We start from the raw sequence: 16,693 nt of genomic DNA, 5'->3' as shown, positions 1-16,693 counted from the left end.
GACCGGGACGCGCTGCGCGCGATACGAGTCCTGTATTCGAAGGATGTAGCCCCCATGAATTTCCAGATAGCCATGCTGCTCGGCCAGGATGGCGTGACCAACGGTGCGATCTACGCCCTGCTGGCCCTTTCCATTCTGCTGGTGTTTACCGTGACGCGAATCCTGCTGATCCCGCAGGGTGAATACGTCACTTACGGCGCCCTGACCATGGCCGCCCTGCAGGCCGGCCAGCCGACCGCGCTGGTCTGGCTGCTGCTCGGCCTGACGCTGGTCGACTGCAGCCTCGACCTGATCGGCGCCCTGCGCGCCAGCCATGGCTTTCGCCTGCCGCGCTGGGTGCCGCTGAAGCTGGCCTATGCCGTGGCCATGGTGCTGCTGATCCAGAACCTGGCGCTGGCCGAACTGCCCATGGCGATCCAGGCCCTGCTGACCCTGGCCCTCGTCGTCCCCCTTGGGCCGCAGATCTACCGGCTGTTCTTCCAGCCGGTGGCCGGCGCCCACCCGCTGGTGCTGCTGATCGTCTCCATCGCCGTGCACGTGGCCATGGTCGGCGTCGGCCTGCTGCTGTTCGGCCCCGAGGGCGCCCGTACCCGGCCGTTCTCCGAAGCGGGCCTGGAACTCGGCCCGGTGACCCTGAACAGCCAGACGCTGTGGGTCATCGCCGTGTCCCTGGCACTGATCACCACGCTGTTCCTGTTCTTCGAGCGCAGCCTCTACGGCAAGGCGCTGCGCGCCACCGCGGTGAACCGCATGGGCGCGCGGCTGATGGGCATCTCGCCGACCCTGGCGGGCAAGGCCACCTTCGCCATGGCGACCTTCATCGGCGCGCTGTCGGGCATCCTCATCGCGCCCATCACCACCCTGTACTTCGACTCCGGTTTCGTCATCAGCCTCAAGGGCTTCGTCGGCGCCATCATCGGCGGTCTGGCCAGCTACCCGGTGGCCGCCCTCGGCGCCCTGGTGGTCGGCCTGATCGAGGCGTTCTCGATGTTCTGGGCCAGCACTTATAAAGAGATCATCGTGTTCACCCTGATCATCCCCTTCCTGCTCTGGCGCTCGCTCACCAGCCGTCACGTGGAGGAGGAAGAATGAAACTGCGCGCCCTGCTGATCGCCTTCGTCCTCCTGCTCGGTATCGCGCCCCTGGCGTTGCCGACCTTCCAGGTCACCCTGCTCAACTACATCGGCCTGTACACCCTGGTGGTGCTGGGCCTGGTCCTGCTCACCGGCGTCGGCGGCATGACCAGCTTCGGCCAGGCCGCCTTCGTCGGCCTCGGCGCCTACACCAGCGCCTACCTGACCGCCACCGAGCAATTGCCCGCCTGGCTCGCCTGGGCCGGGGGCTCACCCTGGCTGGCCCTGCTCATCGGGCTCGTCCTCACCGCCACGGTGGCGCTGCTGCTCGGCGCGCTGACCCTGAAGCTGTCCGGGCATTACCTGCCGCTGGGCACCATCGCCTGGGGCATCTCGCTGTACTACCTGTTCGGTACCCTCGACGGCCTCGGCGGGCACACCGGCATGAGCGGCCTGCCACCGGTGTCGCTGTTCGGCCTGGTGCTGGACAAGGGCTGGAAGATGTTCTACCTGATCTGGGCGATCCTGCTGCTGGCCATGCTGCTGACCCAGAACCTGCTCAACTCCCGCGAGGGCCGGGCGATCCGTGCGCTCAAGGGCGGTCAGGTGATGGCCGAGTCGATGGGCGTCAACACCTTCCGCGCGAAGATGGTGATCTTCGTCATCTCGGCGCTGCTGGCCGCCCTCTCCGGCTGGCTCTACGCGCACAACCAGCGCTTCGTGAACCCGACGCCGTTCGGCCTGCACATGGGCATCGAGTACCTGTTCATGGCGCTCATCGGCGGCGTCGGCAGCGTCTGGGGCGCGCTGCTCGGCGCCGGTATCCTGACCCTGCTCAAGCAGTGGCTGCAGGACTGGCTGCCACTGCTGCTGGGCAGCCAGGGCAACTACGAAACCATCGTCTTCGGCCTGCTCATCGTGCTGCTGATGCAGCGTGCGCCGGGCGGCCTGTGGCCGCTGCTGACACGCCTGACGCCGGCCCGCTGGCGTCACGGCAACGGCGCGCCGAGAGCCGACGAGCAGGCGTCCACGCTGCCGCGTCGTGACCTGCCGCAAGCGGGCGAAGCGATCCTCGAAGCCCGCGAGGTGAGCAAACGCTTCGGCGGCCTGGTGGCCAACGACCGCATGAACCTGACGGTGCACGCCGGCGAGATCCTCGCCCTGATCGGCCCCAACGGCGCCGGCAAGAGCACCCTGTTCAACCAGCTATCGGGGGTCGACGTGCCCAGCGAAGGCGATGTGCTGTTCATGGGTCAACGCATCAACGGCATCGCCTCGCGGCGCATCGCTCGCCTGGGCATGAGCCGCACCTTCCAGCACGTGAAACTGCTGCAGAGCATGAGCGTGCTGGAGAACGTCGCCATCGGTGCCCACCTGCGCGGCGACAAGGGCATCGTGCCGTCGCTGCTGCACACCGAGCGCGCCGAGGAAGCCGACCTGCTGCGCGAGGCCCGGCGCCAGCTGGAACGGGTCGGTCTCGGCGATTACCTCTACGAGGAAGCCGGCAGCCTGGCCCTCGGCCAGCAGCGCATCCTCGAGATCGCCCGCGCGCTGTGCGCCGACCCCTGCCTGCTGCTGCTCGACGAGCCGGCCGCCGGTCTGCGCCACAAGGAGAAACAGGCCCTCGGCGACCTGCTGCGCAAGCTGCGCGGCGAAGGCATGGCGATCCTCCTGGTGGAGCACGACATGGACTTCGTCATGGGTCTGGTCGATCGCGTGGTGGTGATGGAGTTCGGCCAGAAGATCGCCGAAGGCCTGCCCGACGAGGTGCAGAAGAATCCGGCGGTACTCGAAGCCTACCTGGGCGGAGCGGAGTGAAGAACATGCGCAATCAACCCGGAAACACCCTGCTCGAAGTCAAGGACCTGTGCGTGGCCTACGGCAAGGTCGAGGCCCTGAGCAACGCCAGCCTGACGGTCGGCGAAGGGCAGATCGTCACGGTGATCGGCCCCAACGGCGCCGGCAAGACCACCCTGCTCTCGGCGATCATGGGCGTGCTCGGCTCGCGCGGGCAGGTGAATTTCGACGGCACGCTGGAGGCTGTGCCGGAAGTCGAGGTGCTGGTCGGCCGCGGCCTCGGCCTGGTGCCGGAAAAGCGCGAGCTGTTCAACAGCATGAGCGTGGAGGACAACCTGCAGCTCGGCGCCTTCCAGCGCGTACGCCAGGGTGAGCGCGACTGGCGCAGGACCCTGGCCGAGGTGTACAGCCTGTTCCCGCGCCTGCACGAGCGGCGCCAGCAACTGGCGGCGACCCTCTCCGGCGGCGAGCGGCAGATGCTCGCCGTGGGCCGCGCGCTGATGGCCAAGCCCAAGCTGCTGATGCTCGACGAACCGAGCCTGGGCCTGGCGCCGCTGATCACCCGCGAGATCTTCCGCATCATCGCCGACCTGCGGCGCCAGGGCGTGTCGATCCTGCTGGTGGAGCAGAACGCCCGCGCCGCCCTGCGCGTCGCCGACTACGCCTACGTGCTGGAAACCGGGCAGATCGCCATGCAGGGCCCGGCGGCGGAACTGGCCGACGATCCACGGGTGATCGAAGCCTACCTGGGCCTGGCCAGCAGGCACCAGGAAATGCTCGCGACCTGAGGGAGAAAGCCATGACCCGCTCGAATCCTCCGCGCCTGTGCATCGTCGGTGCCGGCGCCATTGGTTGCACCCTGGCGGCACGGCTGGGCGCCAGCGGCCAGCCGGTCAGCCTGCTCGCCCGCGGCCGGACGCTCGCCGCGCTGCGGGAGAACGGCGTGCGCCTGAGCGACCTCGACGGCGTGCACAGCGCCCGGGTGAGCGCCAGCGACGACTGCCACGCGCTCGGCGAACAGGACCTGCTGTTCATCTGCACCAAGGCCCCGGCGCTGGCCGGCCTGCTGCCCGGCCTCGCCCCGCTGGTCGGCCCCGACACCGTGGTGGTGCCGGTGGTCAACGGCGTGCCCTGGTGGTACTTCCACGGCGTCGAGGGACGCTTCGCCGAACGCCAGGTGCAGGCGGTCGACCCCGGCGGCGTGCTCAGCGCCGCGCTGGACCTGGATCGGCTGCTCGGTTGCGTGGTGTTCATCACCGCGGAGAACGAGGCGCCCGGCGTGGCGCGTTCGAGCAACCCGCACCTGATGATCCTCGGCGAACCGGACGGGCGGATGAGCGAACGCCTGGAATGGGTGCGCGCGCTGATCGCCGGCTGCGGCATCGAAACCCGCGCCACCGAGCGCATCCGCGACCCGCTGTGGACCAAGATCATCGCCAACCTCACCTCCAACCCGCTGTCGGTGGTCACCGGCGCGACGCTGGAAGAACTGTACGGCAAGCCCGAACTGAAGAGCGTGGTCGCCAAGATCCTCCAGGAAACCCTGCTCACCGCCGCGGCCTATGGCGCGCGCATCGACTTCGACCCGCAGACCTTCATGGAGCTGGGCGCCGGCATGGGCCCGGTGCGCACCTCCATGCTGCAGGACTACGAACAGGGCCGGCCGCTGGAACTGGCCGCCATCGGCGACGCGGTGATCGAACTGGCCGGCTACCAGGGCCTGGCCATGCCCACCACCCAGGACATTCTCACCCTGGCGCGCTTTCGCGGCGCCCAGCCCCAGCCACACTGACCGCCGGAGACTCTCCCATGCATGCGCTGACCGACAAGCCCACCCACTGCAGCGACGAGGAATGGGCGCTGCGCGTCAAACTCGCCCACTGCTACCACCTGGTCGACTGGTTCGGCTGGACCGAGACCATCTTCAACCACATCTCCGCGCGCCTGCCCGGCCCGGCGCACCACTACCTGGTCAACCCGTTCGGCCTCAACTACACCGAGGTCACCCCGGCCAACCTGCTCAAGGTCGACCTGCACGGCAACAAGCTCGAGGCCTCGCCCTACGACGGCAACCCCGCCGGCTTCGCCCTGCACAGCGCGGTCCACGGCGCGCGCGAAGACATCCAGTGCGTCCTGCATACGCACACGGTGCCGGTCTCGGCGGTGGTGCAGAAAAAGCGCGGCTTCACCCACGACGATTTCTACGGCGCCCAGCTGTACGGACGCATCGGTTACCACACCTTCGAAGGCATCACCCTGTTCGATGACGAGAAGGCGCGGATGATCGAAAGCCTCGGCGACAAACACATCCTGGTGCTGCGCAACCACGGCATCGCGGTCGGCGAGAGCAGCATCGAGAAGGCCTTCTTCCTGCTCTGGACGGTACAGCGCGCCGCCGAGAACCAGTGTGCCGCCGGCGCCCTGGGCGGCGAAGACAATCCGCTCGAGGACGGTATCGCCGAGAAGTGCGCCAACCTCACCGCCATGCTGATCCGCGAGAGCGGCTTCGCCACCAAGTTCTTCGAGGCCATGGTGCGCAAGATGCGCGCCGAACGCGTGCTGCCCTGGCAACCCTGAGGAGTCGTGCATGAACGCCGCCACCCGTCCGCTCTTCGACGAGCCACCGATCTCGCGGCTCGATCCGCAAGGCGTGCTGCTCACCTGCAACGCGGCCTACCAGCGCATGTGCGGTTTGCGCGAGGACGAACTGGTCGGCAAACCGCATGAGCAGATCAACGATCCGCGCATGCCCGCCATCGTCCTCGACGGCATGTGGCGAGCGCTGCGCGCCGGCGTGCCCTGGACAGGCCCGGTCATGGGCCGGCACAAGGAGGGCGGCAGGCACTGGCACAACCTCTACGTGGTGCCGCTGTTCGACGGCGGCGAACTGTCCGCCCTCGGCACCGTCTACCAGCCGATCGACGCGCAGGAAATACGCGCGGCCGAAGCCCTCTACGCCCGCCTGGGCCGCGGCCAATCGCCCTGGACAGCGGGCCAGCGCATCGCCTCGCTGCTGGCCGGCCATGGCCTGCAGCTGGGCCTGGGGCTGCTCCTGCTGGCCGGCATCGCCAGCGCCCACCTGCCGCCGGGCCTGGGCCTGGCGGCCCTGCTCGCGCTGCTGCTGGCCGGGCTGCAACCGGCCTGGCGCCAGCGCCGGCTGACCCGCGACATCCTCGGCCAGTACCGGGAAATCTACAGCGATCCCCTGCTGGCTCCGCTGCACAGCCGCCACGCCGACAGCAGCGCGCTGCTGGTGATGGCCCTGAACAGCCAGCGCGCGCGCATGAGCACGGTGATGTCACGCATCTGCATCAACAGCGAAATACTGCGCCAGCAGGCGCATACCTCGGCCGAGGTGGTGGAGCACGCCGCCGAGCAACTGGACCGGCAGGTACGCGAGACCGAACAGGCCGCCGCCGCGATCAACCAGATGAGCGCCACCATCCAGGCGCTTTCACGCAACCTGCAGAGCACCGCCCAGGCCGCGCAGAACGCCGACCAACTGGCCCGCGACGGCGAACGCCTGGCCGACGACAGTCAGGGTTCCACCCAGACCATGCGCACCTCGGTGGCGGAAATCGGCAGCGCGGTCGGCCGCCTGGCCGCAGCCATCGACTCCATCGGCGGCATCGCCAGCGTGATCCAGAGCATCGCCGAGCAGACCAACCTGCTGGCCCTCAATGCCGCCATCGAAGCGGCCCGCGCCGGCGAGTCCGGACGCGGCTTCGCCGTGGTCGCCGACGAAGTGCGCAGCCTGGCTTCGCGCACCCGCGAATCGACCCATGAAATCCAGCGTTCCATCGAAAGCCTGCGCGACGGCAGCAGCCACGCCCTGGCCACCGCGCAACGGGGCGAACAGGCCGCGCTGCGCGCCAGCGCCGATGTGCAGCGGGCGCGCCAGGCGCTGACGCACATCTGCGAGGAGGTCGGCCAGATCAGCGGCATGAGCCTGCAGATGGCCGCCGCCATCGAACAACAGGGCCAGGTCGCCGAACAGATCAACCAGCAGATCACCGGCATCGCCGGCTTCACCGAACGCAGCAGCCAGCAGGCCTCGCGCACCCGCGAAATCAGTCAGGCGCTGCACCAGCTGGCCGCTTCGCAGCTGGGCTTGGCGATGCGCTTCCTGAAGGGCTGAGGGTGTGCGCCGCGCTTTTTACTGGCCGACAGGCTGCCCGTAGCGACGCCGGATGCGTTCCAGTTCGCCCGAATGGCGCAGTTGCTCCAGGGCGCGGCTCCAGGCGGCGACCCGTTCGTCATCGCTGTCGCGGCTGAAGGCGATATACAGCGATGAGCGATAGAGCTCGATGGGAATCCGCCGCAGCGTGCCGGGGGCGATGTTCAACTGGCGGCTGTAGTAGGCCACCCCGGCATCGGTGTCGCCGATGATGATGTCGGTGCGCCCGGCCAGCAGCATGAGGTAGAGCTGCTGGCTTTCGGCCGCGCTTGTGTCGAGGTTGCCGAAGCCCAGCGACTGCAGCATGGCGGGCACCAGGCCGGCATGCCGCGTGGTGATCTGCGGGGCGCGCAGCAGTTGCTCCAACGAGTTCACCGGCTGCGCCGCATCGGCCAGCTGATAGGGGTGGATGGACTCTTCCACGATCGGCCCGACCCACTTGTACAACGGCTCTCGCTCCGCCGTGCGGAACAGGGAATACATGATGGTCCTGGGCCGGGTCTGCAAGGCGTGGGCGGCCCGCATGCTGGGCAGCAGCACGATCTCGAAGTCATCCCCGGTCAGCGCCATGATGGCGCGAACGATATCCGTCGCCATGCCGGTGAGCCGCTCGCTCTCCTGGTAGTTGTACGGCGCCCACTCCTCGGTGACGACCTGATACTGCTCGGCCCTGGCAACGGTGCCGAGCAGCAGACAGAGCAGCGCTGCGGTGAGTGTCGAGTGCTTCACGTGTTCTGCCTGGTGTACCGTGCGATCAGGAGGACCATGAAAGCATAGACCCCGGCACGCGTCTAATGCCTGATGTAGAGCAGCACAGGAGCAGGATCGACAGCGCCGCGCCCGGCGGCGAACCGGGAGAACGAACAGCTCGAACGCGTTCCGCTCGACGCTGGGCGAGCGGGCCGAGGTCGGGCCGCTGCCTTCGCCAGCCTGGCAACCACGTACAACAATCTGGCCGTGACGATCAATTTCCTGCCGCCGATAGAGGCTTGAATGGAGCCTCACAAGGGCCCCATACGGGGACACAGCGAGGTCACCCCATGTCCACCCAGGAATATGACTACATCGTGATCGGTGCCGGCTCGGCGGGTTGCGTGGTCGCCGCCCGGCTGATCCAGGAAAATGCCGGCAGCGTCCTGCTGCTCGAAGCCGGCGGCAAGGACAGCAGCCCCTTCCACAGCATGCCCGCCACCGTGGTGCAGGTCTTCCAGCAGAAGTCCTGGCCCTACATGACCGTGCCGCAGCGACACTGCAACGACCGCGAGATGATCATCGCCCAGGGCAAGGTGCTCGGCGGCGGCAGCTCGGTGAACGGAATGATCTACATCCGCGGCCAGCACCAGGACTACGACGACTGGGTGAGCGACTGGGGCTGCCCGGGCTGGGGCTACCGCGACGTGCTGCCCTACTTCCGCAAGGCCGAGGCCAACGAGAGCCTGAGTGGCGAATACCATGGCCAGGACGGCCCGCTGCCGGTCAGCGAGAACCGCTACCGTCACCCGATGACCATGGCCTTCGTCCGCGCCGGCCAGGAGCTGGGCCTGCCCTACGTCAACGATTTCAACGGCGCGTCCCAGGCGGGCATCGGCTTCTACCAGACCACCACCCGCCACGGCGCCCGCGCCAGCACCGCGCGCACCTACCTGAAAGCGGTACGCGATAGCAGCCGCCTGAAGGTGGTCACCGACGCCCTGGCGCACAGGGTGATCATCGACAACGGCCGGGCCACCGGGGTCGTCTTCAGCGTCAAGGGCGGCGCGCCGATCAGCGTCCGCGCGCGCCAGGAAGTGATCCTCAGCGCCGGCGCCTTCGGCAGCCCGAAGCTCCTCATGCTCTCCGGCATCGGGCCGCGGGAACACCTGTCCAGCCTCGGCATCGAGACGCGGGTCGATCTGCCGGTGGGCAAGAACTTCCACGACCACCTGCACCTGTCGCTCAACGCCACCAGCCACGCGCAGAACAGCATCCTCGGCGAGGACAAGGGCCTGCGCGGCATCCGCCACATGGTCCAGTGGCTGGCGTTCCGCAGTGGCCTGCTGACCAGCAACATCCTCGAAGGCGGCGCCTTCATCGACAGCCTCGGCGTCGGCCGGCCGGACATCCAGCTGATGTTCCTGCCGGTGATGGACAACTTCGACAACACCCCCGGCGAAGCACCGCCGGCCGTCGAGCACGGCCTGACGGTCAAGGTTGGCCACCTGCGTCCCAAGGCGCGTGGCGAGGTGCGCCTGCGCAGCAGCGACCCGGCCGACATGCCGCTGATCGACCCCAACTACCTGGGCGATCCGGACGACCTCGCCGGGCAGATCCGCGCCGTGCAGATCGGCCTGAAGATCATGCAGGCGCCGGCGCTGAAAAGCCTGATCAAGAAGATCACCGCACCGCGGGACATCGACTGGCGCGATACCGCCGCCATCGAGACCTTCGTGCGCAAGGCGATCAAGACCGTGTACCACCCCGGGGGCACCTGCCGCCTCGGCACCGACCCGGCGACCTCGGTGACCGACCTGCAGTTGCGCGTGCACGGCGTCGCCAACCTGCGCGTGATCGACCTCTCCGTGTGCCCGCAGATCGCCAGCGGCAACACCAACGCCCCGGCGATCATGCTCGGCGAACGCGGCGCCGACTTCATCCTCGGCAAGGCGCCACTGCTGCTGGACGCACCGGCCGAGCAGCCATTCGGCCTGGATGGACTGCTGGAGAGACGGCCGTCGGTGCTCGCCGAACCCAGCCGCTCCTGAGCTCAACCTGCCCGCCCTGGCGCGCACGCCGCGCCAGGGCCACCCCATGTCCCGAGGAATCACGCCATGTGCATTTTCCCGTCGCGCCACCTGCTCAGCGTCACCGTCCTTGCCCTGCTCGCCTGTACCCGAAGCGCCCTGGCCACCGAAGGCGGCGGTGGCGCCTACGCCAACGGCAGCGAAGGCTTCATGACCGGCGCCCTGCCGCCACCGGGCAGCTACCTGGTCAGCTACAACACCTATTACAGCGCCGACCGGTTCGCCAGCTCGAACCCGGCGTTCGACGACTTCAAGGTCAGCACCGCCGCCACCATCCTGCGCGCCATCCATGTCACCGATAAACGGATTCTCGGCGGCAACTGGGCGATGCACGCCTTCCTGGTCGCCGCCGACGTGGACGTCGACCTGGGCGCCGGTGGGCGTCAGCACCGCGCCGGCATCGGCGACTTCATCTTCAGTCCGCTGGCCATCGGCTGGCACGCCGGCAACTGGCACTGGCTCGCAGCCGTCGACGTGTACCTGCCCACCGGCCGCTACGACAAGGACGCACTGGCCAACATCGGCCGCAACTACGTCACCCTCGAACCGCTGTTCGCCTTCACCTACCGCAACCCGCAAGGCTACGAGTTCTCGATGAAGACCATGTTCGACCACAACTACGAGAACACCGACACCCGCTACCGCTCCGGCAACGAACTGCACGCCGACTTCGTCGCCGCCAAGCACTTCGGCAACTGGGGCGTGGGCATCGGCGGCTACAGCTACAGGCAGGTCAGCGGCGACAGCGGCGCCGGCGCGGTGCTCGGCGACTTCAAGGGCCGCGCCACGGCGCTGGGCCCGCAGTTCACCTACACCACGGCCAGCGGCCTGAACGTCCAGGGCCGCTACCAGCACGAGTTCGACGTGCGCAACCGCCCGGAAGGCGGCAAGTTCTGGCTCAACGTCGCCATCCCTCTCTGATTCGCTTTTCAACTGCCAAGGAGTCTTCCCAATGAGCGACATTCAACTGCTGCCCCAAGTGCAGGCGTTCCTGCAGCGCGAGCACGGCCACTTCATCGACGGCGCTTACCGCGCCAGCGCCTGCGCCGGGCGCCTCCCGGTCGTCAATCCGGCCACTGGTGAGGCCATCGCCCAGGTCGCGGCGGCGGATGCCGCCGACGTCGAGGCTGCCGTCAGCGCGGCGCGCCAGGCCTTCACGGGAAGCTGGGCGGCGACCTCGCCCTACCAGCGCGGGGTGATCCTCAACCGCCTGGCCGACCTCATCGAAGCCAACGGCGAGGAACTGGCCCAGCTGGAAACCCTGTGCTCGGGCAAATCGATCCACCTGTCGCGGCTGTTCGAAGTCGGCCAGAGCGCGGTGTTCCTGCGCTACTACGCCGGCTGGGCGACCAAGATCAACGGCGAAACCATGAGCCCGTCCTTCCCCTCGCAGGCCGGCGAACAGTACACCGCCTTCACCCGCCGCGAGCCGGTCGGCGTGGTGGCCGGCATCGTGCCGTGGAATTTCTCGGTGATGATCGGCGTGTGGAAGATCGCCGCGGCGCTGGTCACCGGCTGCACCCTGGTGCTCAAACCCAGCGAGTTCACCCCGCTGACCCTGCTGCGCCTGGCCGAACTGGCAGTCGAGGCCGGGGTACCGGCGGGCGTGCTCAATGTGCTCAACGGCAGCGGCGAGGTCGGCGCGCAACTGATCGACCACCCCCAGGTGGCCAAGGTGTCGTTCACCGGCTCGGTGCCGACCGGCCTGAAAGTCGGCCAGGCGGCGATGGCCGCCAACCTCACCCGCGTGACCCTCGAGCTGGGCGGCAAGAACGCCGCCGCACTGCTCCCGGATGTCGATCTCGACGCCGCCATCGGCGGCCTGATCCAGACCGGCTACGTGCACCAGGGCCAGGTCTGCGCCGCGCCGGAGCGGCTCTACGTGCCGCGTTCGCGCCTCGACGAAACCCTGGAGACATTCAGCGCCGCGCTGCAAGGCATGAGCATCGGTTCGCCACTCGACGAAAGCGTGCAGTTCGGCCCGCTGGCCAACCGGCCGCAGTTCGACAAGGTCGTGCGGTTCTTCGAGCTGGCCCGCCGTGAAAGCCGCATCGTCTGCGGCGGCAACGCCCTGGCCCGCCCCGGCTACTTCGTCGAACCGACCCTGGTGCTCGCCAACAGCGCCCAGGATCGCCTGCTCCATGAGGAGACCTTCGGTCCGCTGCTGTGCGTGCTGCCCTACGACGAGGTCGAGCAATTGCCGGGCCTGATCAACGACTCGCCCTTCGGCCTCAGCGCCAGCATCTGGACCAACGACCTGTCCAGGGCGCTGCGCCTGATTCCGCAGATCGAAGCCGGCACGGTATACGTCAACATGCACACCTTCCTCGACCCGTCGGTGCCCTTCGGCGGTATCAAGGCCTCCGGCAGCGGGCGCGAGTTCGGCAGCGCCTTCATCGACGACTACACCGAACTCAAATCGGTGATGATCCGCTACTGACCCTTCTTTCGGGCCGGCGCTCGCCGGCCCTGCCTGTCCTCGCCACCCGCACAGACACGCTATCCGGCTCGGTTTCTGGCGCGGGAAATGCTTGAAATTTCCCGTGATTAATCCTGTGTGCAGAATCCACCCGATTGCGCACCAAAACGATTGGCAAGAACCCGAGAGGTGCCCCGTGAGCGTGCAAAACCTCCACGATTTCGACCACTGGAATCATGCCGTCCATGCCGTGTGCGGGCGCTTCATCACGCAGCGCAGCCCTGAAGACACCTTCATGGGCGATATCCAGCATCACCGACTGGGCGGCCTGAACCTGGCGGATATCCGGGTGAACGCTCGCTCGATCCGGCGCGAACGCGGCAGCGCCACCCGTGGCGATGACCGCTTCTACTTTCTCGTCCTGCAGCGCCAGGGCAGCATGGCGATCGATCGCCCTGCCCGGACCTTCACCTTGCACCCCGGCGACATGGCCCTGTTCGATTCCGCCCAGGCCTTCGAGATGCGGCCGCAGGGGCTGATCAATCAGTTGTCGATCCATCTCTGCCGCGACGCCGTGGACCGGCTCCTGCCCGCCGACGCCTGTCGCTTCGGCAAACTCGAGCGGACCGGGCTCAGCGGCCGCCTGCTGCACGGCATGCTGCAGCAGATCGGCGCGGGGGACATGAACCTGGAGGCTGGCCACGGCCATGGCGTGGCGCTGCAGGATGCCCTGATCAGCCTGCTGCAACCCTCCCTGGGCGGCGACGAACTCCCGGAAGCCGGCCGCCCACTGCGGCGGCTCGCCGAGCGCCTGATCAACGAAACGCTCCAGGCCCCGCCCACGCCGGCCGAACTGGCGGCCCGGCTGAACGTGTCGGTGCGCCAGCTCTACCGCCAGTTCGAACTCGAGGGCGACAGCATCGGCCGCTACATCCAGCGCCAGCGCCTGCACTGCAGCGCGCGCGACCTGGCTCAGAGCGACGGCAATGCCCTGTCGATCACCAGCATCGCCTACAAGTGGGGCTTTACCGACTCGGCGCACTTTTCCCGGGTCTTCAAGCGCCACTACGGCATGCCGCCCAAGGACTACCGCGCGCAAAGCCGGAAAATGGCCGGCTGCAGCCGATAACCCAGGGAATCCCCATGAACATCGCCATCATCGGCGCCGGGGCCATGGGCTGCCTGTTCGCCGCCCGCCTGGCGCTCGGCGGCGCCCAGGTCAGCCTGGTGGAAGTCGACGAGGCCAGCATCGCGGCCATCGCCCGCCACGGCCTGCGCCTGCATGTCGGCGAGCGGCAGCACCCGGTCATCAGGCTGCCCATCGCCCGCGCCGAGAACACCCTGGGCCCGTTCGACCTGCTGATGGTGTTCACCAAGGGTCTGCACACCCGCTCGGCGATCGCCTCGGTGCGCCATCTGCTCGGCCCGGATACCTGGGTACTGACCCTGCAGAACGGCCTGGGCAATGCCGAGTGCATCGCCGAAACGGTGGCGGCCGAGCGCGTGCTGATCGGCATGACCGACGTGCCGGCGGATCTCTCGGCGCCTGGCGTGGTGCACGTGATCGACAGCGGCAAGGTGCGTCTGTGGCGCTATCGGGGCGATTCGGACGCCGCGCCGCGGGCCGTCAGCCAGTTGCTGCGCCGGGCCGGCTTCGACAGCGCCGCGGATCCGGCGGTGCAGTCGGCGATCTGGGAGAAGGTGGCCTTCAACGCCGCCCTCAACGCCCTGTGCACACTGCTCGGGCAACCGGTCGGGGTCATCGGGGCCAGCGCCGACGGCCGCTGGCTGGCCGAGCGGGTGGTCGAGGAAAGCCAGCGCATCGCCGCAGCCGAGGGCATCACCTTCGACAGCGCCCGGGTGCTGGCGCGCATGCAGCGGGTGTATGGCGAACAGGCCGGCCACCGGCCGTCGATGCTGCAGGATCGCCAGGCCGGCAGGCCCAGCGAAATCGAATCCATCAATGGCGCCTTGCTGCGGCATGCCCGCCGGCACCACCTGGCCGCGCCCGTCCTGGAAACCCTCTATCGGCTGGTGCGCCTGGGCGAATGAAACCCCTCAGGCCGCGCCCCGGCGCAGGGTCTGCGAGGGCAGGCAGCCGTAACGCTTGCGGTACAACACGGCGAAGTGACCGAAACTGCCGATGCCGTGGCGCAGCAGGATATCGGTGACGCTGTCGCAGGCCCGGGCCTGCTGCAGCGCCGCATGCACCCGCGCCAGGCGCCGGTTCCTCAGGTAGTCGCTGGGGCTCTGGCCGAGGAACCGGGCGAAGCCGTTCTGCAGGGTGCGCACCGAGACGCCGCCGACCTCGGCCAGCTGCGCCAGCGGCAGGGGCTGTTCCAGGTGCGCTTCGATGTAGTCGCGCACCCGCCGCACATGGCCCGGCAAGGGCCTGCGCCGCTCGTCGTGCAACTCGGCGTGGTAGTTGTGCGGCAACTGGGTGAGCAGCACCGAGACCAGGTAGTCCGACAGCGCCGTGCCGAATACCGCCGGCTGCCTGTCCGGTTCGCCGTGCTGGCACAGGCCGCAGATGTAATCGAGGGTCTGGCTGATCACCCGCAGCCCCGGATGGTCGGCCTCGACACTGATATCGAACACCAGCGGCCGGTTCAACGGTCGATCCAGCAGGTGCTGCAACTGCCGCTCCATGGCCTCGCGGGCCACCCGCAGGATCAGGCTGCGGCAGTCGCGGTCGGTGCGGATGTAGCTGTGCTGCGAGGGCGAGGAGACGGTCAGGCTGCCGCGCCGCAGCACCGCGCTGTGCTGGCCGAGGCGGATCAGCCCGCCGCCCTCCAGGGTGATACGCACCAGGTAGAAGCGTTCGATATCGCCGGCATCGATCTCGACGCTGGCGCCGTAGTGCAGGTCGAACAAGGCCGCGTCGCCGAAGAACACCCCATACAGCTCGGAATTCAGCGATTCCCCCGTCGGCATGTTCATGTGGTGCGGCCACAGGCAGCGGCTGACCGCGTCCTTGACCTCCTTGAAACCGCCGGAACTCATGAGTTTGTGCTGCCGCAAGTGATCGAACATGTTTCGTACCACGTAAGCAAATTCGATGACCGACCGCGACCAGGGCATCGGCTCACGGTCAACAATTCACGTGAATCAGAAAGCAATATCCATACCGCCAGCCGCCTGTCGACAGTCGCCGCGCTGGCTGTCACGGGCCGTGGCGCCAGGGCTTGCCGGGCCTGTGAGGCCAACCGCCCTGCTCGCCGGAGCGCACCAAAACGGGTAGCCCCTCGCCCTGGCGGTACCGCAATGCGTCACCAGGGGTGACAGCGGCGGCCCGCGCCATTGAGTTGCGCCTGGCGAATCGCCGTTGCGTGTTTCGATCAGCGCCAGCCGGCAGCCCCTGCCTAGAATCGGGCCAAGCCCCCATGCCGGCTGCGCCCAGCGTGCGTGGCGGCCTGGCGCCCGGCGTCCCTGATCGATGGCACACGGAGATGACAGCATGAAGAGCTTCACTCGCGCTCTACCGTTACTCGCTTGCGCGGCCCTGCTGGGGTTCGGCAACCCGGCAAGCGCCAAGGAGTTGCCAACCATTCGCGTCGGCTGGTCGATTCCCGCCGAGGAAATGAAGTACTGGATGATGCGCCGCGCCGACGCCTTTCCCGAACTGGGCACCGCCTACCGTATCGAGTGGACGCAGTTCCAGGGCACCGCGCCGATGGTCCAGGCGATGCTCGCCGGCGCGCTCGACTGCTCTTCCCAGGCGCCGCTGTCGCTCGCCCAGGGCGCCTTGTCCAGTGGCCTGCAGGCCTATGTGATCGCCCAGCACGTGGCCGAGGCGCCGGGTTCGTTCTCGCTGTACTGGGCCGTGCGGGAAGACTCGCCGATCAAGAGCATCGCCGACCTCAAGGGCAAGACCGTCGGCGTCAACGTCTACGGCTCGGGTTCCTACGGCCAGATGGCCATGCTCCTCAGGCACCATGGGCTGGACCCGAGCAAGGACATCCGCCTGGTGGAGACCGGCTTCCCCGGCTCCGAAGCCGCGCTGCGCGCCGGACGCATCGATGCCGCGGTGATGAACCAGCCTTTCGCGGTGAGGGCCGAAACCAAGGGCGGCATCCGCAAGCTGTTCGCCCTCTCCGACCTGATGCCCAACACCGTGCACCTGCTCGAGGTGTGCCGCAAGGACTTCGTCGATGCCAACCCCGAACTGGCCAGGCACTACCGGGCGGACCTGCAGAAAGCCATGAGCCTGCTGCAGGCCGACCGCCAGCAGACCATGGCGGTGGTGTCGGAAGTGACCCGCGCGCCCACCGAGCTGCTCGACCAGTACCTGCTCAAGGACAACGACTTCGCCCGCGACCCGCAGGCCCGGCCCGACTTCGCCGGCATGCAGAAGATGTTCGACCAGTACCTGGAAGTCGGCCTGCTGAATGCCCCGCTGCAGGTCGAGCAATTCCGCCCCGGCATGCTGTTGCAGCCCTGAAGGGAG

The 16,693-nt window shown here is 68.1% G+C and carries 14 protein-coding genes; 12 read left to right on the top strand and 2 right to left on the bottom strand.

Features of this window, described 5'->3' with window-relative positions; all coding sequences use genetic code 11:
* Nucleotides 1-54 precede the first annotated feature (54 nt).
* Genes DNK34_RS14760 through DNK34_RS14735 form a run of 6 tightly spaced genes read left to right on the top strand, consistent with a single transcriptional unit; the run spans nt 55 to nt 7,008 of the window.
* Nucleotides 55-1,092 carry a branched-chain amino acid ABC transporter permease gene (locus DNK34_RS14760; protein WP_131175788.1) on the top strand — a complete coding sequence of 346 codons (1,038 nt, stop codon included), beginning with the start codon at nt 55-57 and terminating at the stop codon, nt 1,090-1,092.
* Complete coding sequence (locus DNK34_RS14755; RefSeq protein ID WP_131175787.1) at nt 1,089-2,891, top strand: branched-chain amino acid ABC transporter ATP-binding protein/permease; 1,803 nt, start codon at nt 1,089-1,091, stop codon at nt 2,889-2,891. Before DNK34_RS14760 ends, DNK34_RS14755 begins: the two co-directional genes overlap by 4 nt.
* 5 nt (nt 2,892-2,896) lie before the next feature.
* Nucleotides 2,897-3,658: an ABC transporter ATP-binding protein gene (locus tag DNK34_RS14750; RefSeq protein ID WP_131175786.1), complete on the top strand. Its 762-nt coding sequence runs from the start codon at nt 2,897-2,899 to the stop codon at nt 3,656-3,658.
* An 11-nt stretch (nt 3,659-3,669) separates the two neighbouring features.
* Entirely contained in the window at nt 3,670-4,662 is a 993-nt protein-coding gene (locus DNK34_RS14745; protein ID WP_131175785.1) for a ketopantoate reductase family protein, read from the top strand.
* A 17-nt stretch (nt 4,663-4,679) separates the two neighbouring features.
* Nucleotides 4,680-5,447 (top strand): class II aldolase/adducin family protein, encoded by a 768-nt coding sequence (locus tag DNK34_RS14740; protein ID WP_131175784.1) that lies wholly within the window; start codon nt 4,680-4,682, stop codon nt 5,445-5,447.
* Between the two features lie 10 nt (nt 5,448-5,457).
* Nucleotides 5,458-7,008, top strand: a complete 1,551-nt coding sequence (locus tag DNK34_RS14735) for a methyl-accepting chemotaxis protein (protein WP_131175783.1) — start codon at nt 5,458-5,460, stop codon at nt 7,006-7,008.
* A gap of 18 nt (nt 7,009-7,026) precedes the next feature.
* Here the strand turns inward: DNK34_RS14735 and DNK34_RS14730 are convergent, their stop codons facing one another.
* A complete protein-coding gene (locus DNK34_RS14730; RefSeq protein ID WP_131175782.1) occupies nt 7,027-7,776 on the bottom strand; it encodes a substrate-binding periplasmic protein in 750 nt (249 codons plus the stop codon).
* Nucleotides 7,777-8,087: 311 nt separating this feature from the next.
* Between DNK34_RS14730 and DNK34_RS14725 the strand changes: the two genes are divergently transcribed.
* The 5 genes from DNK34_RS14725 (at nt 8,088) to DNK34_RS14705 (ending at nt 14,298) form a co-directional block, all read left to right on the top strand.
* Nucleotides 8,088-9,788, top strand: a complete 1,701-nt coding sequence (locus DNK34_RS14725) for a GMC family oxidoreductase (RefSeq protein WP_131175781.1) — start codon at nt 8,088-8,090, stop codon at nt 9,786-9,788.
* Nucleotides 9,789-9,854: 66 nt separating this feature from the next.
* Entirely contained in the window at nt 9,855-10,748 is an 894-nt protein-coding gene (locus DNK34_RS14720; RefSeq protein ID WP_131175780.1) for a SphA family protein, read from the top strand.
* 31 nt (nt 10,749-10,779) lie between these two features.
* Nucleotides 10,780-12,267, top strand: coding sequence for an aldehyde dehydrogenase family protein (locus DNK34_RS14715; RefSeq protein WP_131175779.1), 1,488 nt, complete (start codon nt 10,780-10,782; stop codon nt 12,265-12,267).
* A gap of 175 nt (nt 12,268-12,442) precedes the next feature.
* Nucleotides 12,443-13,375, top strand: a complete 933-nt coding sequence (gene feaR / locus DNK34_RS14710) for a transcriptional regulator FeaR (RefSeq protein ID WP_131175778.1) — start codon at nt 12,443-12,445, stop codon at nt 13,373-13,375.
* A gap of 14 nt (nt 13,376-13,389) precedes the next feature.
* The gene (locus DNK34_RS14705; protein WP_131175777.1) at nt 13,390-14,298 is read left to right on the top strand and encodes a ketopantoate reductase family protein; all 909 of its coding nucleotides are present in this window, start codon (nt 13,390-13,392) and stop codon (nt 14,296-14,298) included.
* Nucleotides 14,299-14,304: 6 nt separating this feature from the next.
* Here DNK34_RS14705 and DNK34_RS14700 read toward each other — a convergent pair whose 3' ends face one another.
* Nucleotides 14,305-15,279, bottom strand: coding sequence for an AraC-like ligand-binding domain-containing protein (locus tag DNK34_RS14700; protein WP_131175776.1), 975 nt, complete (start codon nt 15,277-15,279; stop codon nt 14,305-14,307).
* 424 nt (nt 15,280-15,703) lie between these two features.
* On the opposite strand from DNK34_RS14700, the gene DNK34_RS14695 reads away from it, so the two are divergent.
* Nucleotides 15,704-16,687 carry an ABC transporter substrate-binding protein gene (locus DNK34_RS14695; RefSeq protein WP_131175775.1) on the top strand — a complete coding sequence of 328 codons (984 nt, stop codon included), beginning with the start codon at nt 15,704-15,706 and terminating at the stop codon, nt 16,685-16,687.
* Nucleotides 16,688-16,693 lie beyond the last annotated feature (6 nt).

Source organism: Phytopseudomonas dryadis (assembly GCF_004327355.1).
GTDB classification, from domain to species: domain Bacteria; phylum Pseudomonadota; class Gammaproteobacteria; order Pseudomonadales; family Pseudomonadaceae; genus Aquipseudomonas; species Aquipseudomonas dryadis.
The sequence above is the reverse complement of the archived record's forward strand: the minus strand, read 5'-3'. Positions and strand labels throughout refer to the sequence as shown.